This window comes from Streptomyces sp. NPDC127129, from assembly GCF_042671585.1.
In the GTDB taxonomy this organism is placed as follows: Bacteria; Actinomycetota; Actinomycetes; order Streptomycetales; family Streptomycetaceae; genus Streptomyces.
In genome coordinates this window covers 290,055-313,184 of record NZ_JBHXTV010000009.1, presented here as the reverse complement: position 1 = coordinate 313,184, position 23,130 = coordinate 290,055, and the positions used below count along the sequence as shown (strand labels likewise).

Below are 23,130 nucleotides of genomic sequence, written 5' to 3'. Positions count from 1 at the left end.
CGGAGGCGATCGCCGGACCCCGGTGCTTCCATGGATCCATGGCCATGAAGAGCATCGTCGTCGAACGCCGGATCCAGGCGCCCCCCGGACCCGTCTGGGAGGCGATGACGGACCTGCGGGGCATGGAGCGCATGCTCAGCGGCGTGGACAAGGTCGAGGTGCTCACCGAAGGCACCTTCGGGGTCGGCACGCGCTGGCGCGAGACGCGGACCATGTTCGGCAAGCAGGCCACGGAGGAGATGACCGTGACCGAGGCCGAGGCGCCGGACCGCTATGTGACGGTGGCCGACTCGCACGGCATGCACTACGTCTCCGAGATCGCGCTGCGCCCCGAGGGGGACGGGGGGACCATGGTGCGGATGACGTTCTCGGGGAGCCCGGCCGAGGGGAACCGCCTGGGGTTCGTCGCCAAGCTGCTGAGCGGCCTGGGAGCCAAGGCGGCGAGCCGGGCGCTGGCGAAGGACCTGGACGACGTGGCGGCCTCGGTGGAGCGCCGCCACTGACCGTCGTTCGTACATACGTTCGCCACTACGCCCGTAGGGACGTGCGGCCGCACACCCGGACAGGACGGGACTCCTGGGGAGGAGCGCCGCGGACCCAGGGGCGAATTCAAGCAAGCGAGCGGCATGTTCCGATGGAAAATGCCAGAACTCCTCCCCCCGACCGGAACGTTGAGTAGCGTCACGGTCACTGCCGTACGCCCGCACGCCGCATCGGGAGGGGAATCCGCGTGCCCGGAATCGACGAGTGCCTGCTGGAGGCCATGAGCCTGCCAGGCGCACGCGGAGCCTGGCTGGTCGACTGGACCAGCGGGCTCGCCCTCGGCGCGGCGGGCGAGTCGCCGGTCGGCGACCACGAGACGACGGCGGCGGAGGCGGCCGAACTGGCCCGCGCGGCGGCGGAGTACGACTCCTTCGCCGGTATCGCCGCACCGACCACGGCCGTCGTCCTGGCGCCGCGCACGAACGCGGCCACCGTCCCGGGCACCGGCGCGACCGCCGCCCCGGCGGCGTCCGCCCCAGTCGTGAGACAGCGTACCGAAACCGCCCCCGCCGACGGCGGGTTGACCAAAGGTCCGCCCGTCGAGGATCTGATCGTCAGCACCCGCAGCGGCTACCACGTCCTGCGTTTCGTCGACACCGCCTTCGACAGCAGCGTCTTCCTCCACATCTGGCTGGACCGGGACACCGGCAACCTCGCGCTCGCCCGACTCAGACTCCGCGACCTCGCCGAGAGGCTGGTGCTCGGATGACCGTCTCCCCGATGCTCGTCCGGCTGGCCGCCGAGCGCGCGACCGGCGCCCTGCTGCGCGACCACGGAACGCTCTACCTCGTCGACGGCCGCGTCGTGCACGCCGAGAGCCCGGCCGCCCCCGGACTCGACGTCCTGCTGACCGCCGGCGGACGGCTGGCCCGCGAGCGCTGGGACGAGGCCGTCAACCGGGCCGGGGCGCGCCGCGAGGTCGGCAGGTTCCTGGTGGAGAGCGGCCGGCTGCACGACGGCGAGCTGGAGATCTGTCACCTCGGCGCGGTCTTCGACGCGGCGTTCTTCGCCCTGGCCCCCGCCACCGGCCCGACCCGCTTCCGCTACGGCGTGTCCCACTGGTTCGGTCCGGTGCGCCCGGTCTCGACCGAGGCCGTCGAGCGCGAGACGGTACGCCGCCGCGAACTGCTGGACAGCGTCTGGCCGTACGCGGCGGTGGACTCGGCCCCGGTCGTCGTCCGCGCCCCCGCCCCGGGGCAGACGGTGAGCCTGCGTCAGCGGGCGCTGCTCGCGGCGGCCGACGGGACGCGTACGCCCGCTGACATCGCCCGCCTGTTGGGCCGCCCGGCCTTCCACACGCTTCTCGACGTCCGCCGGCTCGCCGCCGCCGGCCTCGTGGAGACCCCGCCCGACCCCGAAGAGGCCGCACCGCCCGCCTTACCCGCCTGGGTCGGCGAGGTCACGGCCGATCCGGACATCACCCTGCTGCGCCGGCTCCGCGACGCCCTGGAGGCAAGTCTGTGATGAGGCGTGCCCTGCGCCTGCGCGCCGAGAGGAGACAACTGATGTCGGCAGAAGCCGAGGTACTCGGCGAGCTGAGACGGCTGCGGGCCCGGCTGCCCCAGCTGACCGGGGCGCTCGCGGCGAGCGCCGACGGCCTGGTGCTCGCCCATGACACCGCTTCCACGGAGGCGGAGGGGGTGGCCGCGCTGACCGCGGCGGCTCTCGGCGTGACCCAGCGGCTGTGCGAGTCCACCGGGCAGGGCGGCTTCCGTGAGCTGCTCGTCCGGGGCGAGAACGGCTACGTCGCCACATACGCCGCCGGCGGCTCCGCCGTGCTCACGCTGCTGGCCGAGCCCCGCATCAACGTGGGCCGGCTCCATCTGGAGGCCCGGCGGTCCAGCACCCGGATAGGCGAGCTGGTCGACGGGGCGCTGGAGCGCAAGGACCTGAACCGGCACCAGACGTAGCCGCGCCGCGGGACCCGACCCGAAGACCGATCGAAGAACCGAAACCGAACGAGAACCGAAACCGAAACCGGAAAAGGAAGTGCAACACCCATGGCGAACACCGAGACGATCCTCAAGGAAGCCTCGTCCATCGAAGGCGCCATCGGCGCCGCCCTGGTCGACTACACCAGCGGAATGGCGCTCGGCACCATCGGCGGCGGCAAGGACCTCGACCTCACCGTGGCGGCGGCCGGCAACACGGACGTGGTCCGCGCTAAGGTCAGGACGATGGAGATGCTCGGGCTCCAGGAAGAGATCGAGGACATCCTGATCACGCTCGGCACCCAGTACCACATCATCCGGCTGCTGAAGGGGCGGGGGAAGAACGGACTGTTCCTGTACCTGGCGCTGTTCAAGGACCGGGCGAACCTGGCGATGGCCCGCCACCAGCTGAAGAAACTGGAGAACGACCTGGAGATCTGAGCGGCTCAGTCCACGAAGAGGCCGCGAGCCGCCGCCTTGGTGTCGAACTCCTCCAGGCGCGCCTGGGCGTCGGGCAGTTCGTCCGCCATGGCTTCCAGGAGCACGCGGCCGAGCAGCATCGGGGCGCAGGCCGTGTCGAAGGCGAGCCCGGTGCCGACGGCGGCCGGGATCAGCAGGTCGCTGTGGGCCGCGACGGGCGCGAACGCCGACTCGGCGACCGTCACCACGGTCAGTCCGGCGCCCCGGGCGTACTCCAGGGCCTCGACGACCTCACGAGGGTGGCGGGGCAGCGCGAAACAGAGCAGGGCCGTGGCCCCGGCCCGTACCGCCGCGTCGACCCGGTCGGTGAGCATCGAGCCGCCCTCGTCGAGGAGGCGGACGTCGGGGTGGACCTTGGCGGCGAAGTACGCGAAGCCACGCGCCTGCGAGGAGGCGGCCCGCAGCCCGAGGACGGGCAGCGGCCGCGAGGCGGCGAGCAGCCGGCCGGCGCGGGCGACGGGCGCGGGGTCGGCGAGGAGCTCGGCGAGGTGGCGCAGGTTCTCGATCTCGGCGAGGACGGCCTGCTGGTACTCGTTGTGCTCGCCGGCCTTCGCCGAGGCCTCCCCCGCCGGTGCGACCTCGCGCAGATGGCGACGGAGGGCCGGGTAGCCGTCGAAGCCCAGGGCGACGGCGAACCGGGTCACGGAGGGCTGACTGACGCCCGCGAGGTCGGCCAGCTCGACGCTGGACAGGAACGCCACATCGCCGGCGCGGCGCACCATGCAGTGCGCGATCCGCCGCTGTGTCGGTGTCAGCCGATGCCCCTCGAAGAGCGCCTGCAGCCGTCCGGCCGGGCTGTCGCTCACGCCGTCCCCTTCCGCCTATTCATTCGCCTTGAACTCTGCATGAAGATATGCAGGAGGGCAAGAAATGCGGGGGGTACCCCTACTGACACGTGGGGCCGGCGCTCCCTACCGTGACGATTATGGACAGCCGCGACCCCGCCCGCACCGACGAGTTGAAGAACGAGCTGGACGCCACACTGCACGTCCGGCGGGAGCTGGGCGCGGAGTACGAGTCCGCGCTCATCGAGTCCTTCCTCGGCAAGGTGGAACAGAGCCTGGAGACGACGATCGACCGCCAGGTCCGCCGTCGCACGGCCGAGCAGCAGGTGGCGACGGCCCGGGGCGTCCGCCCGCCGGGCTCGGGGCCGGAGGGCTTCGGCGAGCGCTACGGCTTCGGCATCATCTCGCTGCTCCTGGCGATCCCGCTCTCCGCGATCGCCGTCACCCAGGCGGACCTCGAAGGCCTGATCGTGGCCTGGCTCGGCATCGTCGGCGTGAACTTCGTCCACGCGACCCGTGGCCGCCTCCCGCTCGGCACCAAGCGCGCCGACGACCGGGACGGCTTCTAGCACCCGAGGCGGGGGGAGCCTCGAAAAAGAGGGACGCCGGCGAGTGAGCCGGAGGGCGCGCGGCTGTCGAGAGGGAGAACGCGCGCAGGCCGCGAGGAACGAGCGGGCGAGCACGATCGACCGTCGACAGCCGCACGAGCGCCCGGAGGCGAACGAGCCTGAAGAAGAGGACGCGGGGACCGCCGCACCCCCATCGCTGGGGGGCGGGACGACGGCGGTCCCCGCGGGGGACACGGGCCCGGGTCAGGGCCGGTCTCGCGTCCGGAAGGCGTCGTCAGGAGGTCCGGGAGCCGCTCCGTAGTCCTCGACGCCGACAAGGAACAATGTGCCGGACGCGTGTTAAGCGGGTGCTGCGCGGACGTGTCGCGCTCGTACCGTTTGCGCGAACGCCCGCCCGGGCACGCCTCGCGCTACTTCGCGACGCCCTTCGCACCGCCGTTCGCCAGGAACGCCAGCAGGTCCTGACGGCTCACCACACCCGTCGGCTTGCCCTCGACCAGCACGATCGCCGCGTCCGCCGACTCGCCGAGCACGGACATCAGGTCGGCGACCGGCTCGCCCGAGCCGACCTGCGGCAGCGGCGCGCTCATGTGGCGCTCCAGCGGGTCCTCCAGGGACGCCCGCTTGGTGAACAGGGCGTCCAGGAGCTCGCGTTCGACGACCGAGCCGACGACCTCCGCCGCCATGACGTCCGGGTGACCGGCGCCCGGCTTCACGATCGGCATCTGGGAGACGCCGTACTCCCGCAGCACCTCGATGGCCTGGCCGACCGTCTCCTCCGGGTGCATGTGGACGAGGGAGGGCATGACGCCCTCCTTGTGCCGCAGCACGTCGGCGACGGTGGCGGAGGAGGTGTCCTCCAGGAAGCCGTAGTCGGCCATCCACTCGTCGTTGAAGATCTTGGACAGGTAGCCGCGGCCGGAGTCCGGCAGCAGCACGACGACGACGTCGTCCGGGCCGAGCTCCTTGGCGACCTCGAGCGCGGCCACGACCGCCATGCCGCAGGAGCCGCCGACGAGCAGGCCCTCCTCCTTGGCGAGGCGGCGGGTCATCTGGAAGGAGTCCTTGTCGGACACCGGGACGATCGCGTCGGCGACGTTCCGGTCGTAGGCGGTGGGCCAGAAGTCCTCGCCGACGCCCTCGACCAGGTACGGGCGGCCGGAGCCGCCGGAGTAGACGGAGCCCTCGGGGTCCGCGCCGATCACCTTCACCGAGCCGCCGGAGACCTCCTTGAGGTAGTTGCCGGTGCCGGAGATGGTGCCGCCGGTACCGACGCCGGCGACGAAGTGGGTGATCTTCCCGTCCGTCTGCTCCCACAGCTCGGGACCGGTGGTCTCGTAGTGGGAGCGGGGGTTGTTCGGGTTGGAGTACTGGTCCGGCTTCCAGGCGCCCGGGGTCTCACGGACGAGGCGGTCGGACACGTTGTAGTACGAGTCGGGGTGCTCGGGGTCGACGGCGGTGGGGCAGACGACGACCTCGGCGCCGTACGCCCGCAGCACGTTGATCTTGTCGGTGGACACCTTGTCGGGGCAGACGAAGATGCACTTGTAGCCCTTCTGCTGGGCCACGATCGCAAGACCGACACCGGTGTTCCCGGATGTGGGCTCGACGATGGTTCCGCCGGGCTTGAGCGCCCCGCTCTCCTCGGCCGATTCGATCATGCGCAGGGCGATGCGGTCCTTGACCGAGCCGCCGGGGTTGAAGTACTCGACCTTGGCCAGGACGGTCGCCTGGATTCCCGCCGAGACGTTGTTGAGCTTCACCAGCGGGGTGTTGCCGACGAGGCTGATCATCGAGTCGTGGAATTGCACCGTAATCTCCGGGGTCTCCGTAATGGTGCGTCCAGCGTATGCGTAGTCGGAGCGGGTTACGGGGCAGTTAGATCCTGAACGGCTTGAAGGAGGTGACTGCCCCCATGTCGAGGGCGAGGGTGGCACGGCGGATCGCGGCGGGCGCGGCGTACGGAGGCGGGAGCATCGGGCTGCTCGGTGCGGCGGCGGTGGGTGTGCTCCTGGCCGAGGTGCAGCTGGCGAAGCGGAACGTGGGGGGCGGTGTGGCGCCGCTGCCGCCGGGGGCGGACGGGCTGTACGGGCGCTCGTTCGCGGCCTCGGATCCCGGCTCGGCACCTCTTCGGCTGGCCCTTCTGGGTGATTCGACGGCGGCGGGCCAGGGGGTGCGCCGCGCGGGGCAGACCCCGGGCGCGCTGCTGGCCTCCGGGCTCGCGGCGGTGGCGGAGCGGCCGGTGGTGCTGCGGAACGTGGCTCTGCCGGGGGCGCGCTCGGACGATCTGGAACGTCAGGTGTCGCTGCTGCTGTCCTCCCCGTCGGGGCCGCCTGACGTGGGCGTGATCATGATCGGCGCGAACGACGTCACGCACCGGATGCCCGCGACGGAGTCGGTGCGGCTGCTCGCGGCCGCCGTGCGGCGACTGCGGACCGCGGGGGCGGAGGTGGTCGTGGGGACCTGCCCGGACCTGGGGACGATCGAGCCGGTCTACCAGCCGCTGCGGTGGCTGGCGCGCCGGGTGTCGCGGCAGCTGGCGGCGGCGCAGACGATCGTGGTGGTCGAGCAGGGCGGCCGGACGGTGTCGCTGGGCGATCTGCTGGGCCCGGAGTTCGCGGCGAACCCGCGGGAGATGTTCGGGGCGGACAACTACCACCCGTCGGCGGAGGGGTACGCGACGGCGGCGATGGCCGTGCTGCCGACGGTGTGTGCGGTGCTCGGCGTGTGGCCGGAAACCGACCGTCTGGAGCCGGACCGCCACGAGGACATGCTCCCGGTCGCGAAGGCCGCGGCGGAGGCGGCGAGGGAGGCCGGTACAGAGGTCACCGGGGCGCGGGCGCCATGGGCCCTGCTCAAGCACCGCCGCCGCCGGCGCCTCGCGGAGCCGGCCACGGCACCGGATCCGGCCACCTCCCCGGAGGAGGTCCACAGGCCCTGAGGGCCTCGGAGGGCAGGGAGGCCAGGGAGGGGCGCCGAAGGCGGCCCCCCTGCCCCCGGCAGGCCCGGGAAGGCCCCCTGCCGGGCCGGGAAGGCCCCTGTGGGGTTTCGGGGAGGGGTGAGGTGGGGGAGATGGCCATCAGAGGGCTGAGCGGGCGCTTAGAAAAGAGGTCCGCGTCACACCGCCCGGGCGGTGACCCGTGCCGTACGTGCAGGTAACTTCCCTTTCAGTCCGTCCACCCCGCATCCTCCTGGAGCCGTGATGCCCGAAGCCGTCATCGTCTCGACCGCCCGCTCCCCGATCGGCCGGGCCTTCAAGGGCTCCCTGAAGGACCTGCGTCCCGACGACCTCACCGCCACGATCATCCAGGCCGCCCTCGCCAAGGTCCCCGAGCTCGACCCGCGCGACATCGACGACCTGATGCTCGGCTGCGGCCTCCCCGGCGGCGAGCAGGGCAACAACCTGGGCCGGATCGTCGCCGTCCAGATGGGGATGGACCACCTCCCCGGCTGCACGATCACCCGCTACTGCTCCTCCTCGCTCCAGACCTCCCGCATGGCGCTGCACGCCATCAAGGCGGGCGAGGGCGACGTCTTCATCTCGGCCGGTGTCGAGATGGTCTCCAGCTTCGCGAAGGGCAACTCGGACTCCCTGCCCGACACGCACAACCCCCTCTTCGCCGACGCCGAGGCCCGCACCGCCTCCGTCGCCGCCTCCGAGGGCTCCAGCTGGCACGACCCGCGCGAGGACGGCCTCGTCCCCGACGCGTACATCGCCATGGGCCAGACCGCCGAGAACCTGGCGCGCTGGAAGGGCATCAGCCGCCAGGAGATGGACGAGTTCGGCGTGCGGTCCCAGAACCTCGCCGAGCAGGCCATCAAGAACGGCTTCTGGGAGCGCGAGATCACCCCGGTGACGACCCCGGACGGCACGGTCGTCTCCACGGACGACGGCCCGCGCGCCGGCGTCACGCTGGAGGGCGTCCAGGGCCTCAAGCCCGTCTTCCGCCCCGACGGCCTGGTCACCGCCGGCAACTGCTGCCCGCTCAACGACGGCGCCGCCGCGCTCGTGATCATGTCCGACACGAAGGCCCGCGAGCTGGGTCTGACCCCGCTCGCCCGCATCGTCTCCACCGGCGTCTCGGGCCTCTCCCCCGAGATCATGGGCCTCGGCCCGGTCGAGGCCTCGAAGCAGGCCCTCAAGCGCGCCGGCCTGACGATCGACGACATCGACCTGGCCGAGATCAACGAGGCCTTCGCCGCCCAGGTCATCCCGTCCTACCAGGACCTGGGTCTGGATCTGGACAAGGTGAACGTCAACGGCGGCGCCATCGCCGTCGGCCACCCCTTCGGCATGACCGGCGCCCGCATCACCGGCACGCTGATCAACAGCCTTCAGTTCCACGACAAGCAGTTCGGCCTCGAGACCATGTGCGTCGGCGGCGGCCAGGGCATGGCCATGGTCATCGAGCGACTGAGCTGAGCCGCAGCGGAGGCGAAGCGAATCGCGAGCGCAGACGCGAGCGACTGAGCTGAACCTGCCAGGGCCGCGCGGCGGCGCTCCGATAGCCATCTGACGCGGGATCCAACCGCCCCGCGTCCCAGCCGTGACCGAATCTCCCCCAGGATGTGACCTATGTCCCGGGGGAGAGTCGTTCCCGCAGGTCACAGTAGTTTCGGGACTAAACACCCGGCCCAAATACCTGTCCATTTCGTGACGTAATGCACTGACAGGGGGCGCACTCCCGGGACAAGCTGATGTAGGAAGTCGGGGGATCGACTCGGAATCGGGAGTACGTCAGTGAGCGCCATGTCTCTTGCCCTGCTGGTGACCACGGCCGCCGCCACGGCCGTGGGCGCCGCCGCCCTGCACGCTGCCCACGGTCTCCGTAAGCAGGTCGTCGCCCTGCGTGGCGAACTCGCCGCCGCGCGCGGGGTGTCCGTCCCGCACGCCAGGGAGACGCCCGCCGCGGAGATACGCGCCGCCGTCGCCGAGGCACTCGCCGAGGAGCGCGAGCGCGAGCTCGCCGAGGCGCGTGCCTTCTGGGCGGCCCAGGAGGCCCGTGACGCGGCCGACGCACCCTCCCTGCTGGGTGGCCTCGGCGGCCCCGCCGAGGACGGCGGCCCCTTCTACGTGCCGCGCCAGGCGGACTTCGCGGGTCTGGAGGCCATGGCCCTGGAGGCGATGGAGGCCGAGGCCGCCGCGCTCGACGGCCATGGTGTCGACAGCGTCCTGGAGGAGTTCCCGGAGCTGACCGAGTACGCGGAGGACTCCCCCGAGCTCGCCGCGGCCCGCCGTCGCCACCCCTCGCACCCGGACTTCGTCCCGGTCCAGACGCCGGTCGTCACCGACCACGAGCGCACCGTGTCGCGCCTCGAGGAGCTGGCCGACACGGGCACCGCGCTGACCGACGTACGCCCCGGCCCGCTCGGCACGCTCGACGTGTACGTCTTCGCCGACGGCACCACGCTCTGCATGACGCCCGGCCACCGGGAGACCGCGGAGCGCCTCGCCGAGGCCCTTCGCGCCGGCCGTACTCCGGTCCTCCTCGGCGGCTCCGGCGTCTCGGGCGCGTACGCCCTGACGTTCTCCTTCGGGGAGGCGGACGACGAGAACGTCTACATCCTCGCCGACCGTGTGATCGCCTCGCTCTGACCCCGCCCGGCGGTCGCGCCGGGGGGCCGCAGCGGTCTACAGCCCCGAGCGTGCCGCCGCGTCCCGCACCAGCCTCACGGCCTCGCCCAGTTCCCCTTCCCGGGAGCCGGCCGGGGCCGTTCGCAGAGCCTCGGCCAGATCCGTTCCCGCGACGAGCAGTTGGTCGGCGACGGCGAAGACACCCGCGTCCGGCATGATCCGGCCGCTCTCGCCCCCCACCGCCTCCGGCTCCTCGATCCGCTGCGCCCACAGCGCCAACCGCCTGGCGAGCTCGAGCCCTTCGGCGGCCGCGCCGCGCTGGAGGCGGCTCTGCGGGGCGGCCCGCAGCCGGTCGGCGAACCGTTCGACGGCGGCGGTCAGTTCAGTCGTATCGAGCACTCCGCGACCCTACGCGCCCTCCACGCACTGTTGCCAACGCGCCGACGCTCGGGCACGGTGTCGGGAAGGAGCACACGGCAACACGCGTCCGGAGGCGCCGATGTCCCACGCATTCTCCGAAGAGACCCACCGCAACCTGCTCGCCCGTATCCCGCACTGCACCGGTCGTGAGATCTCCGACTGGCTCCGCACCGTCGAGGAAGGCCCCTCCCTCGTGCGCTTCGAGGAGAAGGTCAGCTGGCTCCGGGGCGAGCACGACCTCGCGTACGGCCACGCGAAGGCGATCATCCACGAGTACGACCTTCGACGGGCGGCACGGAGACTGCTCTGACGTCCGGTGAGGGGCCCGGCACGGGCCCCTCACCCCCGCTAGAGTGGGAGAACGATGGTTCTCCCACGCGAGGGGTGATCGGACCATGCAGACCATGGACGCCGAGACCGCCGAGGCGCGGCTGCTGGAGGCCGCCGAGGAGCTGTTCGACGAGCGCGGGGTGCAGGCGGTCGGCATGGACGCCATCCGCTCCGCGTCGGGAGTCTCCCTCAAGCGTCTGTACCAGCTCTTCCCGTCCAAGGACCACCTGGTGTGGGCCGTCCTGAACCGCCGCGACGGCGCTGTGCGCGAGGCCATCGCCGCTCACGGAGCCGCCCACGCCACCACCCCGTACGAGCGGGTCCTGGCGGTCTTCGACCACCTCGGCGAGCGGTTCGCCGACCCCGGCTTCCGCGGCTGCGCCTTCATCAACACCTTCGGCGAGATGGGTGGCATCTCGTCGGACGTCGCCGCCATCGCCCGCGGGCACAAGCAGGCCCTGCGGGGGTACTTCGCGGAGCAGACCGCCGCTCTCGGGGCGCCCGGGGAGCTGGCCGACCAGCTGGCGCTGCTCGCCAACGGCGCCATGGTCGTCGCGGGCATCGACGGCACGCCCGATCCGGCGGCGCAGGCGAAGGACGCGGCCCGGGTCCTCCTGGAGGCGGCGCTCAAGAGCTGACCGTGCCCGCCCGAACCTCCGCGCCCGCAGACGCGGAAGGGCCCGCCCGGCGGATGCCGGACGGGCCCTTCGTCACACTCGCGGGTGCGCACGGGTGTGCGCACGGCTCGTGCGTCAGTCGTCGCCCTGCAGGATCGACAGCAGACGCAGCATCTCCAGGTAGATCCACACCAGGGTCATGGTGAGGCCGAAGGCCGCCAGCCAGGACTCCTCGCGCGGGGCGCCGTAGGTCACGCCGTCCTCGACCTGCTTGAAGTCCAGGGCGAGGAAGCAGGCACCGAGGATGATGCCGATGACACCGAAGAGGATGCCGAGGCCGCCACTGCGGAAGCCCAGGCCGTCACCGGCGCCGTCGAAGAGCGAGAAGAGCGCGTTGACCGCCATCAGCAGGATGAAGCCGATCGCGGCCGCCATCACGAAGCCGTAGAAACGGCGCGTGACGCGGATCCAGCGCATCTTGTACGCGATCAGCACACCGGCGAAGACCGCCATCGTGCCGAGCACCGCCTGCGCGACCACACCGGGAGAGATGTAGGTCGAGACCGCGGCGGAGATGACGCCGAGGAAGAAGCCCTCGAACGCCGCGTAGGCAAGGATCAGCGCAGGCGACGGCTTGCGCTTGAACGACTGGATCATCGCCAGGACGAAGGCCACCAGGGCGGCGCCGATGGCCACCCCGTAGGACTTGCCGAGGTTCTCCGGGTCGACCGGCATGACGATCCACGACAGGGCGGCGAAGATCACGACCGTGCCGAGCGTCATGGCCGTACGGCTCACGACGTCGTCGATCGTCATCACGTTGCCGCGGGCCTGCTCCGGGGCGCCGAGCTGGGTGTCCTGGGCGTACGGGTTGGTCGCGTACGGGTTCGCCGCGCCCTGTGCGTACGGGTTGGTTCCGACGGCGGGGCCCCCGGCCTGCGGCTGCGGCGGCGGTGTGAAGCCGGCGTGGCCGTTGTCGCGGCTGAACCCCCGTCGCGAGAAGACCGGGTTACTGCTCCTCATCTCACTCCTCCATGGCCGCACTGCGCGGCCTTGCGTCAAGAGTAATCGGGAAGCAAAAGAAACTCCCTAGTGCTCGGGGAGGATCTTTCCGAGATCGTTAGGGAGGCGCCGGGGGCGACGGCGGTGAGCTGTGCCCGGAACCGGACTCGAACCGGTACGGCCCGAAGGCCAGCGAGGTTTAAGCTCGCCGTGTCTGCATTCCACCATCCGGGCATGGCGCGCGGCTCCGCGTCGGCACATGAGCCTATCGGGATGCGTCGCTCGTTCAGCGGAACGCCGACCCGATGTTGTCTTATTTTATTGGCGCTTGAGTGTGCGTCAGCGCAGGTGGGGCCTGGTCTGACGGAGTGTGACAGGGCTCGCGGCCGCAAAGGCCCGGCCACCGGAATGACGGAAAGTCGCCGCCCGGACACGCCAGGAGCGGCACACTCCCCCGGGGTACCGGGGTCTCGGGGGTCCCGTCATACCTCAGGAGGAGGGCCCGCCCTCCCGGTCCGACTCCAGTCGCCCCCGGGAACGGGCATGTGGGCGGACGACCCGGGCCTCAACGCTCGACACGATGGAGTGGTTCCCGAACACCTCGCAGTGACAGGAGTCCCTCGTGACCACCACCCCCACCGTCTCCCGCGCCACCGCGGTGGCCGCCCGCGCCACGGATCTCTCGAAGGTCTACGGACAGGGCGAGACCCAGGTGGTCGCCCTGGACCGGGTCACCGTGGACTTCCGGCAGGGCGAGTTCACCGCGATCATGGGCCCCTCCGGCTCCGGCAAGTCGACCCTGATGCACTGCGTCGCGGGCCTGGACTCCTTCAGCTCCGGATCGGTGCGCCTGGGCGAGACCGAGCTCGGCACCCTCAAGGACAAGCAGCTGACGCAGCTGCGCCGGGACAAGATCGGCTTCATCTTCCAGGCGTTCAACCTGCTGCCGACGCTGACGGCGCTGGAGAACATCACGCTGCCGATGGACATCGCGGGCCGCAAGCCCGACAAGCAGTGGGTGGAGAAGGTCATCGACATGATCGGCCTGTCCGGCCGGCTGAGCCACCGTCCCACGCAGCTCTCCGGCGGCCAGCAGCAGCGCGTCGCCGTGGCCCGCGCGCTGGCCTCCCGCCCCGAGATCATCTTCGGTGACGAGCCGACCGGAAACCTGGACTCGCGCTCGGGCGCCGAGGTCCTGGGCTTCCTGCGCAACTCGGTACGGGAACTGGGCCAGACGGTCGTCATGGTCACCCACGACCCGGTCGCCGCGTCCTACGCGGACCGGGTGATCTTCCTCGCGGACGGCCGGATCGTCGACGAGATGATCGCCCCCACGGCGGACGGCGTGCTGGACCGCATGAAGGCCTTCGACGCCAAGGGCCGCACGAGCTGAGGCACCCCCGGGGCTCCGCCCCGGTCCGCGGCCCTTCGACGTTCCGCCCCCGACACGGGGGCTCCCACCCCAGGACACACACATGTTCCGTACCGCCTTGCGCAACGTGCTCGCGCACAAGGCCCGGCTGCTGATGACCGTGCTCGCCGTCATGCTCGGCGTCGCCTTCGTCTCCGGCACCCTGGTCTTCACCGACACCCTCTCCCAGGCCTTCCGCAGCCAGTCGGCCAAGAGCTACGACGACGTGGCCGTCGCCGTCGAGCACTACCCGAACCCGGAGGAGGCCGCCAAGGAGCCCGGCCTCTCCCAGGGCGTCATCGACCGCCTGGGCAAGCTCGACGGCGTCGCCTCCGTCACCGGGCGGGTCGACGGCTTCGCCGGCGTGCCCGACAGGGACGGCAAGCTGATCGGCGTCGGCTGGTCCAACAAGGGCACCAACTTCGCCCCGGGCGCCGACGGCAAGGACCGGGCGTACGACTTCGTCCAGGGCGCCGGCCCGGTCGAGGACGGCCAGGTGGCGCTCGACAAGGACACCGCGGCCAAGGGCGGCTACCAGGTGGGCGACCGTGTCCGCGTGGCCACCAACGGCCCGGTGAAGGAGTACACCCTCTCCGGTGTCTTCACCACCGAGGACGGCGCGGTCAGCGCCGGCGGCAGCCTGGTCCTCTTCGACAACTCCGTCGCGCAGAAGCAGTTCGTGAAGGAGGGCTTCTACCGCAGCGCCACCATCGCCGCGACCCCCGGCACGGACGCCGACAAGCTCCTGGACGAGGTCCTGAAGGTCGTCCCCAAGGCCGCCACGGCCCAGACCGGCCAGGCGCTCGCGGACAAGCAGGCCGAGGACATCGAGGCCGGGCTCGGCGCGCTGAAGCAGGTGCTGCTCGGCTTCGCCGGCATCGCCCTCTTCGTCGGCGTCTTCCTGATCGCCAACACCTTCACCATGCTGGTCGCCCAGCGCACCAGGGAACTCGCGCTGATGCGCGCCGTCGGCGCCTCGCGCCGGCAGATCACCCGCTCCGTCCTCGTCGAGGCCGGACTGGTCGGCCTGGTCGCCTCGGTCGTCGGCTACGGCCTCGGCATCGCGATGGCCGCCGGACTGCGCTCGGGCATGAACGCCTTCGACCTGAAGGTGCCGGGCGGCCCGCTGGTCCTCACCGCAGCCCCGCTCATCGCCGCACTCGCCGTCGGTGTGAAGATCACCATGTTCGCCGCCTGGCTGCCCGGCCGCCGTGCCGCGAAGATCCCGCCGGTCGCCGCGATGAGCAGCGTCCACGCGGCGGCGACGACCAAGTCGCTGGTGGTCCGCAACTCCATCGGCGCCGCGCTCACCGCGCTCGGTGTGGTCCTCATCGTGCTCGGCGCCGGCACCGGCGGCGACGACGGCCGGATGTACATCGCGGGCGGCGCCTTCGTCACCCTCATCGGTGTGATCGTGCTGATCCCGCTGCTCTCCCGCCCGGTGATCGCCCTGATCCGCCCGCTGTTCGTCGGCCTCTTCGGGGTCTCCGGCAAGCTCGCCGGACTCAACGCGGTCCGCAACCCGCGCCGTACCGGCGCCACCGCCTCCGCGCTCGCCATCGGCCTGACCCTGGTCACCGGCCTGTCCGTGCTCGGTACGACGGTCGGCGCGGCGCTGGACAGGATGACGACCGAGCAGATCCGCGCCGACTACATGATCTCCATGGCCAGCGGCGAGGGCATGAACAGGGACGCGCTCGCCGCGATCGAGAAGACCCCGGGTGCCACGGCCGTCTCGCCGCAGCTGGCCGGCTGGTTCACGCTGAAGGGCAAGGACGTCTCGGCGTCCGGTGTCACCCCCGGCGACATCGAGAAGCTGATCAAGCTCAACACCGTGAAGGGCTCGCTGGGCTCGCTCGGCGAGGGGCAGATCGCGATCGCGGAGAAGACCGCGACCAAGCAGGGCTGGAAGGTCGGCGACACGCTGCCGGTCGAGTTCGGCGACAAGAAGAAGGGCATGCTGACGGTCGGCGCGATCTACGAGGACAGCGAGTTCGTCTCGCCGGTCCTGATCGACGCGAAGGCCATCACGGCCCACGAGCAGCAGTCGTACATCCCGCAGATCTTCGTCTCGATGGACGGCGGCGCCTCCGCGGCCAACGAGAAGGCGATCGCGAAGGCCATGGGCGACAACCCGGCCATCACGGTCATGGACCAGAAGGACATCCGTGACCTGTTCGGCGGCCAGATCAACATGCTCCTGAACATCATGTACGGCCTGCTGGCGATGGCCCTGATCATCGCGGTCCTGGGCGTCGTGAACACCCTGGCCATGTCCGTCTTCGAGCGCCAGCAGGAGATCGGCATGCTGCGGGCGATCGGCCTCGACCGGCGCCGGGTGAAGCGGATGGTCCGTCTGGAGGCCGTGGTCATCTCGCTCTTCGGCGCGGTGGTCGGCATCGGTCTCGGCGCGTTCCTCGGCTGGGCGATCGGCGAGACGTTCAAGAGCAGCCTGCCGGGCTACGCGCTGGTGCTGCCCTGGGACCGGATCGGGGTCTTCCTGGTCCTGGCCGGACTGGTCGGCGTCCTCGCCTCCCTGTGGCCGGCCCGCAGCGCCGCGAAGCTCAACATGCTGACGGCCATCAAGACCGAGTAGCAGCGCACGTGACGCGAAGGGCCGGGCTCCCCTGGGGGCCCGGCCCTTCGCGTGTCAGCGGCTCAGCGGCCCAGCGGCTCAGCGGCTGAGCCGGTCACGCCTTCTCGTTCCACACCCGCGGCCGCAGCGCGACGCCCGAGGTCCCCGACTCCGGTGTCTTCACGGCGAGGAACTGGTTCACTCCGATGCGGTTGCGCTCGAAGGAGACCGCGCAGGCCGCCATGTACAGCCGCCAGATCCGCGCCCTGCCCGGTGACGTGCTCCGTACGGCCCGGGCCCAGTCGCTCTCCAGATTGCCCACCCAGCGGCGCAGCGTCAGGGCGTAGTGCTCGCGGATCGCCTCCACGTCGCGCACCTCGAAGCCGGCGTCCTCCAGCGTCGTCAGCGTGCGTCCCATCGGGGCGAGTTCGCCGTCGGGGAAGACGTACGCGTCGATGAAGGGGTCGATCCGGTAGGCCTCCTCGTCCGGCTCGGGGCGGCGGGAGATCTGGTGGTTGAGCAGCCGGCCGCCGGGCTTGAGCAGGGCGTGCAGCATGTCGGCGTACTCGCGGTAGCGGGTCTCTCCGACGTGCTCCGCCATGCCGATGGACGAAATCGCGTCGTACGGCCCGTCCTTGACGTCGCGGTAGTCCTGGACCCGGATCTCGATCCGGTCCGTCAGGCCCTCCTCGGCGATCCGCTTGCGGGCGTACGTCGCCTGCTCGCGGGAGAGGGTGATGCCGACGACCCGCGCGCCGTACTCTCGGGCCGCGTGCATGGCCATGGAGCCCCAGCCGCAGCCGACGTCGAGGAGCCGGTCGCCCTCCTTCAGGTGCAGCTTGCGGGCGATGAGGTCCAGCTTGTCGCGCTGGGCGTCCTCCAGGGTCCCGTCCTCGGTCCAGTACGCGCACGAGTAGACCATCGACGGCCCGAGGACCAGTTCGTAGAAGTCGTTGCCCACGTCGTAGTGGTGACTGATCGCCTGTTTGTCGCGGCGCTTGCTGTGGCGCGATCCGGTGCGCCGGCGCACCTCCTCGGCGGGCGGCGCGGGCGGCGGCAGCGGTCTGGCCAGCTTCAGGAACGCCGCGGCCGCGGTGCGGAGCTTCGGGTCGCGTACGGACGCCAGGGCGCTCCTGGTCTCCTCGCCACGCTCCCAGAACAGCCCCGCCAGCCGGTCCAGGACCTCGTAGAGATCGCCCTCGACGTCGATCTCACCGGCCACCCAGGCGCGCGCGAGGCCCAGTTCGCCGGGCTTCCACAGAAGCCGGCGCAGGGCGCGCCGCTCCCGGACGATCAGGACGGGGCCGTCCGCGGGTCCGGCTTCGCTGCCGTCCCAGGCTCGCAGACGCACCGGGAGCGGGGACCCCAGCAGGTCCTCCGCGAGAGTGGTCAGCCGCGATGCGGCGTCGGCCATGGTGCACACCTCCGTGATGTCGTGCCCCAGAAATGCTCGTGACCACGTAAACACCGTCCGTAGGCGAATACAGTCCCGCCGCCGCACAACGACTCGGCAAAAACACGCGAAAGGGCCGTCCGCACCACGGATGGCGGACGGCCCTTTCGGTGACGTCGGGTCCTGCTCTCAGCGCGTCAGGAGGCCTTGGCCTTCTCCTGCGCCGGGGTGGCGGGAGCCGGGGCGGGCTTGGCCGCCTCGTAGAACTCCTCGCGCGGCGTCTCCATGGCACCGAGGGAGACGACCTCGCGCTTCAGGAACATCGCGAGGGTCCAGTCGGCGAAGACGCGGATCTTGCGGTTCCAGGTCGGCACGGCCATGCCGTGGTAGCCACGGTGCATGTACCAGGCGAGCCGGCCCTTGAGCTTGATCTTCATCTTGCCCATGACGATCATGGCGACGCCCTTGTGGAGGCCGAGGCCCGCCACAGCGCCCTTGTTGGAGTGGCTGTACTCCTTCTGCGGGAAGCCCCGCATGCCGGAGACCACGTTGTCGCCGAGGACCTTCGCCTGACGCAGCGCGTGCTGGGCGTTCGGCGGGCACCAGGCGTTCTCCACGCCGGCCTTGCGGGCGGCGAGGTCCGGAACCTGGGCGTTGTCGCCGGCGGTCCAGATGTAGTCGGTGCCGGTGACCTGGAGGGTCGGCTGGGCGTCCACGTGGCCGCGCGGGCCGAGCGGGAGGCCGAAGCGGGCGAGCGCCGGGTTGGGCTTGACGCCGGCGGTCCACACGATGGTGTTGGAGTCGACCTCGAGGCCGTTCTTCAGCACGACGTGACCGTCGACGCAGGAGTCCATGGACGTCGAGAGGTAGATCTCGACACCGCGGCCCTCGAGGTGCTCCTTGCCCCAGCGGCCCAGCTCTGGGCCGACCTCGGGAAGGATCTTGTCGGCGGCGTCGACCAGGATGAAGCGCATGTCCTCGCGCTTCACGTTGGTGTAGTACTTCGCCGCGTCGCGGGCCATGTCCTCGACCTCGCCGATGGTCTCCGCACCGGCGAAGCCGCCGCCCACGAAGACGAAGGTCAGCGCCTTGCGGCGGACCTCCTCGTTGGTCGTGGAGTCGGCCTTGTCGAGCTGCTCCAGGACGTGGTTGCGGAGGCCGATGGCCTCCTCCACGCCCTTCATGCCGATGCCCTGCTCGGCCAGGCCGGGGATCGGGAAGGTACGGGAGACCGCGCCCATCGCGATGACCAGGTAGTCGAACGGCAGGTCGTACGCCTCGCCGACGAGCGGCGCGATCGTGGCGACCTTGCGGTCCTGGTCGATGCTGGTGACGCGACCGGTGAGCACCTCGGCTCCGCGCACGACGCGTCGCAGCGGGACGACGACATGGCGCGGCGAGATGCTGCCTGCGGCGGCTTCGGGGAGGAAGGGCTGGTACGTCATGTACGAGCGCGGGTCGACGACCGTGACGGTCGCTTCCGCATAACGCATCTTCTTGAGGATGCGTCGAGCTGCGTACAGGCCTACGTACCCACCGCCTACTACGAGGATCCTGGGACGCTCCGTGGTGCTCATGCATCCGAGTATCCACCCCTCCCAGGGGGGTCGCTCGTGCGCCCCTTCACAAGCTCCTGGGGCACCTCTGCTACACTCCGCCGCCCACGTGACCCAGGTCATGGTCGTGCAAAGGAACCAAGGTGCAGGGGTGAACGTTGTTCACCCCTACTGAACTGGTCTGGAGAGCCCCCGTTAACGCAGAACCACGGGGTGCATTCACACGATGGAAACATCGAGCGAACCGGGCTCCACGCCTACGAAAGAGCCCCGACAGGGGCGCCGGAGGCCCCAATGGCCCTCCGCAGCCCCCCTCAGGGCCCTTTTCCTTGTGAAGAACTTCACGAACTTTCTCGGCGGACCGATTCCGGACGCCCCGCCGAGTGCCCGTTATGCCACGGACAGTGCGATTCCGTCGAGGATGTCGTGCTCGCTGACGACGACCTCACGGGCCCCGGTCCGCTCCATGATCTCCAGCAGGACGAGCGCCCCGGAGACGATGACGTCGACCCGGCCCGGGTGCATCACGGAGATCGCGGCGCGCTCGGCGTGCGTGGAGCGGAGCAGCAGGTCGACGATCTCCGCGACCTTCTCGTACGGGACGCGGGAGTGGTGGATCCGCTCGGAGTCGTACTCCTTCAGCCCCAGCGCGATCGCGGCGACCGTGGTGACCGAACCCGCGAGCCCCACGAGGGTCCCGGCCGAGCGGATCGGGACGGTCTCCTCGGCCTGGTCGAGCGCGGCCCGGATGTCGGCGCGGATCGCGTCGATCTCCGCGGGGGCCGCCGGATCGCTGCGCACATGGCGCTCGGTGAGCCGTACGCAGCCGATGTCGACGGACCGGGCGGCCTCGACGTGCCTGTCGCCGACGACGAACTCGGTCGAGCCGCCGCCGATGTCCACGACCAGGTACCGCTCGGTGGCGGGCAGCTCGCCCGTGGCGCCGGTGAAGGAGAACTCGGCCTCCTGGTCGCCGGTGATCACCTCGGGCTCGACACCCAGGATGTCCAGGACGCCGCTGACGAACTCGTCGCGGTTCTCGGCGTCACGGGAGGCGGAGGTGGCCACGAAGCGGAGCTTCTCGGCGCCCAGTTCCTTGATGACGGCGGCGTACTCACGGCAGGCGGCGAAGGTGCGCTCCAGCGCCTCGGGCGCGAGGCGGCCGGTCCGGTCGACGCCCTGTCCGAGCCGGACGATCGTCATCCGCCGGTCCAGCTCGATCAGCTCACCCGTCTCGGGGTGGATGTCGGCGACCAGCAGGCGGATGGAGTTCGTACCGCAGTCGATGCCCGCGACCCGGGTCACCGGTCCGTCTCCTTCTCGTCCGTGCACGGCGCGACGCAGGGGCCCTTGGCCCACCACTCGGGCAGCATCGCGATCGCCTCGTCGCCCAGCGGGTTCACGCCCGGTCCCGCGGCCAGCGAGTGGCCGACGAGGACGTGCAGGCACTTGACGCGGTCGGGCATGCCGCCGGCGCTCGGGAAGCCCTCCAGGACCTCGATGGCGTCACGGCGGGCGATGTAGTCCTCGTGCGCGGCCCGGTAGGCGGCTGCCAGCTCCGGGTCGGTGGAGAGCCGGGCCTGCATCTCCTTCATGACCCCGTTGGCCTCCAGGGTGCCGATCGCGGAGGCCGCGCGGGGGCAGGTCAGGTAGTACGTCGTGGGGAACGGGGTGCCGTCCGGGAGCCGCGGCGCGGTCTCGACGACGTCCGGGTTGCCGCAGGGGCAGCGGTGCGCGATGGCGCGCAGACCCCGGGGCGGGCGGCCGAGCTGCTGTTCAAAGGCGGCGACGTCCGCCTCGGTCGGCTCGGTGCGTGCGGTCTGCGGAGGGGGCGTTTCCATCGTTGCGTCTTGTCTTCTCGTCGGAGTGTCGTCGGTGGTGGAGGTCGGTCGTGGGGCCGGGGCCGCCGGGCGGCGCGCGCTAGCGGCGCGTGTCCGCGCGGTCGACGCCGTCCCAGAGATCGGAGTACCAGGGCTGCTCGGCGGCACCCTGCTCGGCGCGCCGGGCCCGCTCGGCCTCGGGGTCGTTCACGGTGAAGCCGGTCTCGCCCGGCATCACGTAGTGGAGGTGCTCCCGGGCGAGCCGGCGGACGTACGCGGGGTCCTGGAGGCGGGCCTTCTCGTCCCGCAGCCTCTCGACCCGCGCGGCGGCGTCGTCGGCCTGGCGCTCCTGCTCGGCGATCTCGCCGCGCTGGGAGACGTACTGGCGCATGGGGTACGCGAGCGCGACGACCAGCGAGCAGACCACCAGGGCGAGGAAGGCCGCCCGTCCGGTGAGCCGGGAGCGGCGCGCCTGACGGCGGGTCTGGGAGCGGTAGACACGGGCGGCGGTCTGCTCGCCGAGCAGCCTGATCCTGGTCGCGGTCGAGAACCGGTCCCGGTCCTTCGCGGCCATCTCCAGTCGCCTCCCCTGTGTCGTCCCGTAACGCGTGCGTCCCCGCACACGGTACGGGACCGGGTGCGGGGACGTACGGAACCGAGGGTTCTCGGCGATCAGCCCTTGAAGCGCGGGAAGGCGCTGCGGCCGGCGTAGACGGCCGCGTCGTCGAGGATCTCCTCGATGCGCAGGAGCTGGTTGTACTTGGCGACGCGCTCGGAGCGGGCCGGGGCGCCGGTCTTGATCTGGCCGCAGTTGGTGGCGACGGCGAGGTCGGCGATGGTGACGTCCTCGGTCTCGCCGGAGCGGTGGGACATCATGCACTTGAAGCCGTTGCGCTGGGCCAGCTCGACGGCGTCCAGGGTCTCGGTCAGCGAACCGATCTGGTTGACCTTGACGAGCAGCGCGTTGGCGGCGCCGTCCTCGATGCCGCGGGCCAGGCGCTCCGGGTTGGTGACGAAGAGGTCGTCGCCGACGATCTGGACCTTGGTGCCCAGCTTGTCGGTGAGGACCTTCCAGCCGGCCCAGTCGTCCTCGAACAGCGGGTCCTCGATGGAGACGAGCGGGTACGCGGAGACGAGCTCCTCGTAGTACTCGGTCATCTCGGCGGCCGAGCGGGACTTGCCCTCGAACTCGTACGAGCCGTCCTTGTAGAACTCGGACGCGGCGACGTCGAGCGCCAGCGCGATGTCCTTGCCCGGGACGTAGCCGGCCTGCTTGATGGCCTCCAGGATGAGGTCGAGCGCCTCGCGGTTGGAGTCCAGGTTCGGGGCGAAGCCGCCCTCGTCGCCGAGGCCGGTGGACAGGCCCTTGGTCTTCAGGACGGACTTGAGGGTGTGGTAGACCTCGGTGCCCCAGCGCAGGGCCTCGGAGAAGGACTCCGCGCCGATCGGCGCGATCATGAACTCCTGGATGTCCACGTTGGAGTCGGCGTGCGAGCCGCCGTTCAGGATGTTCATCATCGGAACGGGCAGCAGGTGCGCGTTCGGGCCGCCGAGGTAGCGGAAGAGCGGGAGGTCGGAGGCCTCGGACGCGGCGTGCGCGACGGCGAGGGAGACGCCGAGGATGGCGTTGGCGCCGAGGGAGGCCTTGTTGTCCGTGGCGTCCAGGTCGAACATGGCCTGGTCGATGAGGCGCTGCTCGGTGGCGTCGTAGCCGACGAGCTCCGGGCCGATCTGCTCGATCACGGCGAGGACGGCCTTCTCGACGCCCTTGCCCTGGTAGCGGTTCTTGTCTCCGTCACGGAGCTCAATGGCCTCGAACGCACCGGTGGAGGCACCGGACGGAACGGCAGCACGGCCGGTGCTGCCGTCGTCGAGGCCGACCTCGACCTCGACCGTGGGGTTGCCTCGGGAGTCCAGGATTTCCCGGGCTACGACGACGTCGATGGACGGCACGAGCATCTCCTTCTGGGATGTGACGCTAGATGTGACGCTTGCGGTGCAGGGTCGCTTTGGCCTTGCGACAAGAGCCTAACCGGCTCCGGGGCTCCCGCCCGCCGGGCGCCCGCCCCGTGGGACGAAAAAGGACCCAAGGGCACGCATCCACGGCCAAAGCGCCCCAGAAC

General features: G+C 71.0%; 23 protein-coding genes and 1 tRNA gene. 13 read left to right on the top strand and 11 right to left on the bottom strand.

Translation table 11 applies throughout. The annotated features are described in order from the left end of the window. Window positions 1-38 precede the first annotated feature (38 nt). From ACFVGW_RS19760 to ACFVGW_RS19740, 5 genes are all read left to right on the top strand, one after another. A complete protein-coding gene (locus ACFVGW_RS19760) occupies window positions 39-503 on the top strand; it encodes an SRPBCC family protein (RefSeq protein ID WP_352188541.1) in 465 nt (154 codons plus the stop codon). A gap of 227 nt (window positions 504-730) precedes the next feature. Then, window positions 731-1,252, top strand: coding sequence for a hypothetical protein (locus ACFVGW_RS19755; protein ID WP_385852883.1), 522 nt, complete (start codon window positions 731-733; stop codon window positions 1,250-1,252). Continuing rightward, entirely contained in the window at window positions 1,249-2,007 is a 759-nt protein-coding gene (locus tag ACFVGW_RS19750) for a transcriptional regulator (RefSeq protein WP_383228030.1), read from the top strand. The genes ACFVGW_RS19755 and ACFVGW_RS19750 overlap by 4 nt, the downstream gene beginning before the upstream one ends. Further along, window positions 2,007-2,453, top strand: a complete 447-nt coding sequence (locus ACFVGW_RS19745; protein WP_352188539.1) for a roadblock/LC7 domain-containing protein — start codon at window positions 2,007-2,009, stop codon at window positions 2,451-2,453. Before ACFVGW_RS19750 ends, ACFVGW_RS19745 begins: the two co-directional genes overlap by 1 nt. Window positions 2,454-2,543: 90 nt before the next feature. Next, the gene (locus tag ACFVGW_RS19740) at window positions 2,544-2,915 is read left to right on the top strand and encodes a hypothetical protein (RefSeq protein WP_352188538.1); all 372 of its coding nucleotides are present in this window, start codon (window positions 2,544-2,546) and stop codon (window positions 2,913-2,915) included. A 5-nt stretch (window positions 2,916-2,920) separates the two neighbouring features. Here ACFVGW_RS19740 and ACFVGW_RS19735 read toward each other — a convergent pair whose 3' ends face one another. Continuing rightward, on the bottom strand, window positions 2,921-3,760 hold the full coding sequence (locus ACFVGW_RS19735) for a MurR/RpiR family transcriptional regulator (RefSeq protein ID WP_352188537.1): 840 nt from the start codon (window positions 3,758-3,760) through the stop codon (window positions 2,921-2,923). Between the two features lie 119 nt (window positions 3,761-3,879). Between ACFVGW_RS19735 and ACFVGW_RS19730 the strand changes: the two genes are divergently transcribed. Further along, a complete protein-coding gene (locus ACFVGW_RS19730; protein ID WP_385852882.1) occupies window positions 3,880-4,308 on the top strand; it encodes a hypothetical protein in 429 nt (142 codons plus the stop codon). Between the two features lie 410 nt (window positions 4,309-4,718). Here the strand turns inward: ACFVGW_RS19730 and ACFVGW_RS19725 are convergent, their stop codons facing one another. Continuing rightward, window positions 4,719-6,119 (bottom strand): cystathionine beta-synthase, encoded by a 1,401-nt coding sequence (locus ACFVGW_RS19725; RefSeq protein ID WP_385852881.1) that lies wholly within the window; start codon window positions 6,117-6,119, stop codon window positions 4,719-4,721. 119 nt (window positions 6,120-6,238) lie between these two features. Here ACFVGW_RS19725 and ACFVGW_RS19720 point away from each other — a divergent pair, with 119 nt between their 5' ends. The 3 genes from ACFVGW_RS19720 to ACFVGW_RS19710 all read left to right on the top strand — a co-directional run bounded on the left by ACFVGW_RS19720 (window position 6,239) and on the right by ACFVGW_RS19710 (window position 9,904). After that, complete coding sequence (locus tag ACFVGW_RS19720; RefSeq protein ID WP_352188548.1) at window positions 6,239-7,249, top strand: SGNH/GDSL hydrolase family protein; 1,011 nt, start codon at window positions 6,239-6,241, stop codon at window positions 7,247-7,249. A gap of 261 nt (window positions 7,250-7,510) precedes the next feature. After that, on the top strand, window positions 7,511-8,731 hold the full coding sequence (locus tag ACFVGW_RS19715; RefSeq protein WP_352188534.1) for an acetyl-CoA C-acetyltransferase: 1,221 nt from the start codon (window positions 7,511-7,513) through the stop codon (window positions 8,729-8,731). A 327-nt stretch (window positions 8,732-9,058) separates the two neighbouring features. Next, window positions 9,059-9,904 (top strand): hypothetical protein, encoded by an 846-nt coding sequence (locus ACFVGW_RS19710; RefSeq protein ID WP_352188533.1) that lies wholly within the window; start codon window positions 9,059-9,061, stop codon window positions 9,902-9,904. 36 nt (window positions 9,905-9,940) lie between these two features. Here the strand turns inward: ACFVGW_RS19710 and ACFVGW_RS19705 are convergent, their stop codons facing one another. Then, window positions 9,941-10,282 carry a hypothetical protein gene (locus ACFVGW_RS19705; RefSeq protein ID WP_385852880.1) on the bottom strand — a complete coding sequence of 114 codons (342 nt, stop codon included), beginning with the start codon at window positions 10,280-10,282 and terminating at the stop codon, window positions 9,941-9,943. A 100-nt stretch (window positions 10,283-10,382) separates the two neighbouring features. On the opposite strand from ACFVGW_RS19705, the gene ACFVGW_RS19700 reads away from it, so the two are divergent. After that, window positions 10,383-10,613, top strand: a complete 231-nt coding sequence (locus ACFVGW_RS19700) for a DUF4287 domain-containing protein (protein ID WP_352188531.1) — start codon at window positions 10,383-10,385, stop codon at window positions 10,611-10,613. A gap of 94 nt (window positions 10,614-10,707) precedes the next feature. Next, a complete protein-coding gene (locus tag ACFVGW_RS19695; protein ID WP_352188530.1) occupies window positions 10,708-11,271 on the top strand; it encodes a TetR/AcrR family transcriptional regulator in 564 nt (187 codons plus the stop codon). A gap of 114 nt (window positions 11,272-11,385) precedes the next feature. On the opposite strand, the gene ACFVGW_RS19690 is transcribed toward ACFVGW_RS19695, so the two are convergent. Next, window positions 11,386-12,273 carry a Bax inhibitor-1/YccA family protein gene (locus tag ACFVGW_RS19690; RefSeq protein WP_352188529.1) on the bottom strand — a complete coding sequence of 296 codons (888 nt, stop codon included), beginning with the start codon at window positions 12,271-12,273 and terminating at the stop codon, window positions 11,386-11,388. 131 nt (window positions 12,274-12,404) lie between these two features. After that, a tRNA-Leu gene (locus tag ACFVGW_RS19685) sits at window positions 12,405-12,486 on the bottom strand. A gap of 388 nt (window positions 12,487-12,874) precedes the next feature. On the opposite strand from ACFVGW_RS19685, the gene ACFVGW_RS19680 reads away from it, so the two are divergent. After that, window positions 12,875-13,645 (top strand): ABC transporter ATP-binding protein, encoded by a 771-nt coding sequence (locus ACFVGW_RS19680; protein ID WP_352188528.1) that lies wholly within the window; start codon window positions 12,875-12,877, stop codon window positions 13,643-13,645. Between the two features lie 82 nt (window positions 13,646-13,727). After that, window positions 13,728-16,259 carry an ABC transporter permease gene (locus tag ACFVGW_RS19675; protein WP_385852879.1) on the top strand — a complete coding sequence of 844 codons (2,532 nt, stop codon included), beginning with the start codon at window positions 13,728-13,730 and terminating at the stop codon, window positions 16,257-16,259. A 94-nt stretch (window positions 16,260-16,353) separates the two neighbouring features. Here ACFVGW_RS19675 and ACFVGW_RS19670 read toward each other — a convergent pair whose 3' ends face one another. The 6 genes from ACFVGW_RS19670 to eno form a co-directional block, all read right to left on the bottom strand. Continuing rightward, window positions 16,354-17,652, bottom strand: a complete 1,299-nt coding sequence (locus ACFVGW_RS19670; protein WP_385852878.1) for a class I SAM-dependent methyltransferase — start codon at window positions 17,650-17,652, stop codon at window positions 16,354-16,356. Window positions 17,653-17,828: 176 nt separating this feature from the next. Then, on the bottom strand, window positions 17,829-19,208 hold the full coding sequence (locus tag ACFVGW_RS19665) for an NAD(P)/FAD-dependent oxidoreductase (RefSeq protein ID WP_383228048.1): 1,380 nt from the start codon (window positions 19,206-19,208) through the stop codon (window positions 17,829-17,831). A gap of 369 nt (window positions 19,209-19,577) precedes the next feature. Continuing rightward, a complete protein-coding gene (locus ACFVGW_RS19660; protein ID WP_383228050.1) occupies window positions 19,578-20,492 on the bottom strand; it encodes an exopolyphosphatase in 915 nt (304 codons plus the stop codon). Next, the gene (locus tag ACFVGW_RS19655) at window positions 20,489-21,028 is read right to left on the bottom strand and encodes a DUF501 domain-containing protein (RefSeq protein WP_385852877.1); all 540 of its coding nucleotides are present in this window, start codon (window positions 21,026-21,028) and stop codon (window positions 20,489-20,491) included. The genes ACFVGW_RS19660 and ACFVGW_RS19655 overlap by 4 nt, the downstream gene beginning before the upstream one ends. 79 nt (window positions 21,029-21,107) lie before the next feature. Continuing rightward, on the bottom strand, window positions 21,108-21,581 hold the full coding sequence (locus ACFVGW_RS19650; RefSeq protein ID WP_352188522.1) for a septum formation initiator family protein: 474 nt from the start codon (window positions 21,579-21,581) through the stop codon (window positions 21,108-21,110). 98 nt (window positions 21,582-21,679) lie between these two features. After that, window positions 21,680-22,966 (bottom strand): phosphopyruvate hydratase, encoded by a 1,287-nt coding sequence (gene eno / locus ACFVGW_RS19645; protein ID WP_352188521.1) that lies wholly within the window; start codon window positions 22,964-22,966, stop codon window positions 21,680-21,682. Window positions 22,967-23,130 lie beyond the last annotated feature (164 nt).

Coding starts and splice junctions, on each gene's coding strand:
- ACFVGW_RS19690 (WP_352188529.1), bottom strand. CDS start 12,273: ATGAGGAGCAGTAACCCGGTCTTCTCGCGACGGGGGTTCAGCCGCGAC.
- ACFVGW_RS19715 (WP_352188534.1), top strand. CDS start 7,511: ATGCCCGAAGCCGTCATCGTCTCGACCGCCCGCTCCCCGATCGGCCGG.
- ACFVGW_RS19745 (WP_352188539.1), top strand. CDS start 2,007: ATGAGGCGTGCCCTGCGCCTGCGCGCCGAGAGGAGACAACTGATGTCG.
- ACFVGW_RS19675 (WP_385852879.1), top strand. CDS start 13,728: ATGTTCCGTACCGCCTTGCGCAACGTGCTCGCGCACAAGGCCCGGCTG.
- ACFVGW_RS19670 (WP_385852878.1), bottom strand. CDS start 17,652: ATGGCCGACGCCGCATCGCGGCTGACCACTCTCGCGGAGGACCTGCTG.
- ACFVGW_RS19700 (WP_352188531.1), top strand. CDS start 10,383: ATGTCCCACGCATTCTCCGAAGAGACCCACCGCAACCTGCTCGCCCGT.
- ACFVGW_RS19695 (WP_352188530.1), top strand. CDS start 10,708: ATGGACGCCGAGACCGCCGAGGCGCGGCTGCTGGAGGCCGCCGAGGAG.
- ACFVGW_RS19740 (WP_352188538.1), top strand. CDS start 2,544: ATGGCGAACACCGAGACGATCCTCAAGGAAGCCTCGTCCATCGAAGGC.
- ACFVGW_RS19750 (WP_383228030.1), top strand. CDS start 1,249: ATGACCGTCTCCCCGATGCTCGTCCGGCTGGCCGCCGAGCGCGCGACC.
- ACFVGW_RS19650 (WP_352188522.1), bottom strand. CDS start 21,581: ATGGCCGCGAAGGACCGGGACCGGTTCTCGACCGCGACCAGGATCAGG.
- eno (WP_352188521.1), bottom strand. CDS start 22,966: ATGCTCGTGCCGTCCATCGACGTCGTCGTAGCCCGGGAAATCCTGGAC.
- ACFVGW_RS19655 (WP_385852877.1), bottom strand. CDS start 21,028: ATGGAAACGCCCCCTCCGCAGACCGCACGCACCGAGCCGACCGAGGCG.
- ACFVGW_RS19665 (WP_383228048.1), bottom strand. CDS start 19,208: ATGAGCACCACGGAGCGTCCCAGGATCCTCGTAGTAGGCGGTGGGTAC.
- ACFVGW_RS19730 (WP_385852882.1), top strand. CDS start 3,880: ATGGACAGCCGCGACCCCGCCCGCACCGACGAGTTGAAGAACGAGCTG.
- ACFVGW_RS19710 (WP_352188533.1), top strand. CDS start 9,059: ATGTCTCTTGCCCTGCTGGTGACCACGGCCGCCGCCACGGCCGTGGGC.
- ACFVGW_RS19760 (WP_352188541.1), top strand. CDS start 39: ATGGCCATGAAGAGCATCGTCGTCGAACGCCGGATCCAGGCGCCCCCC.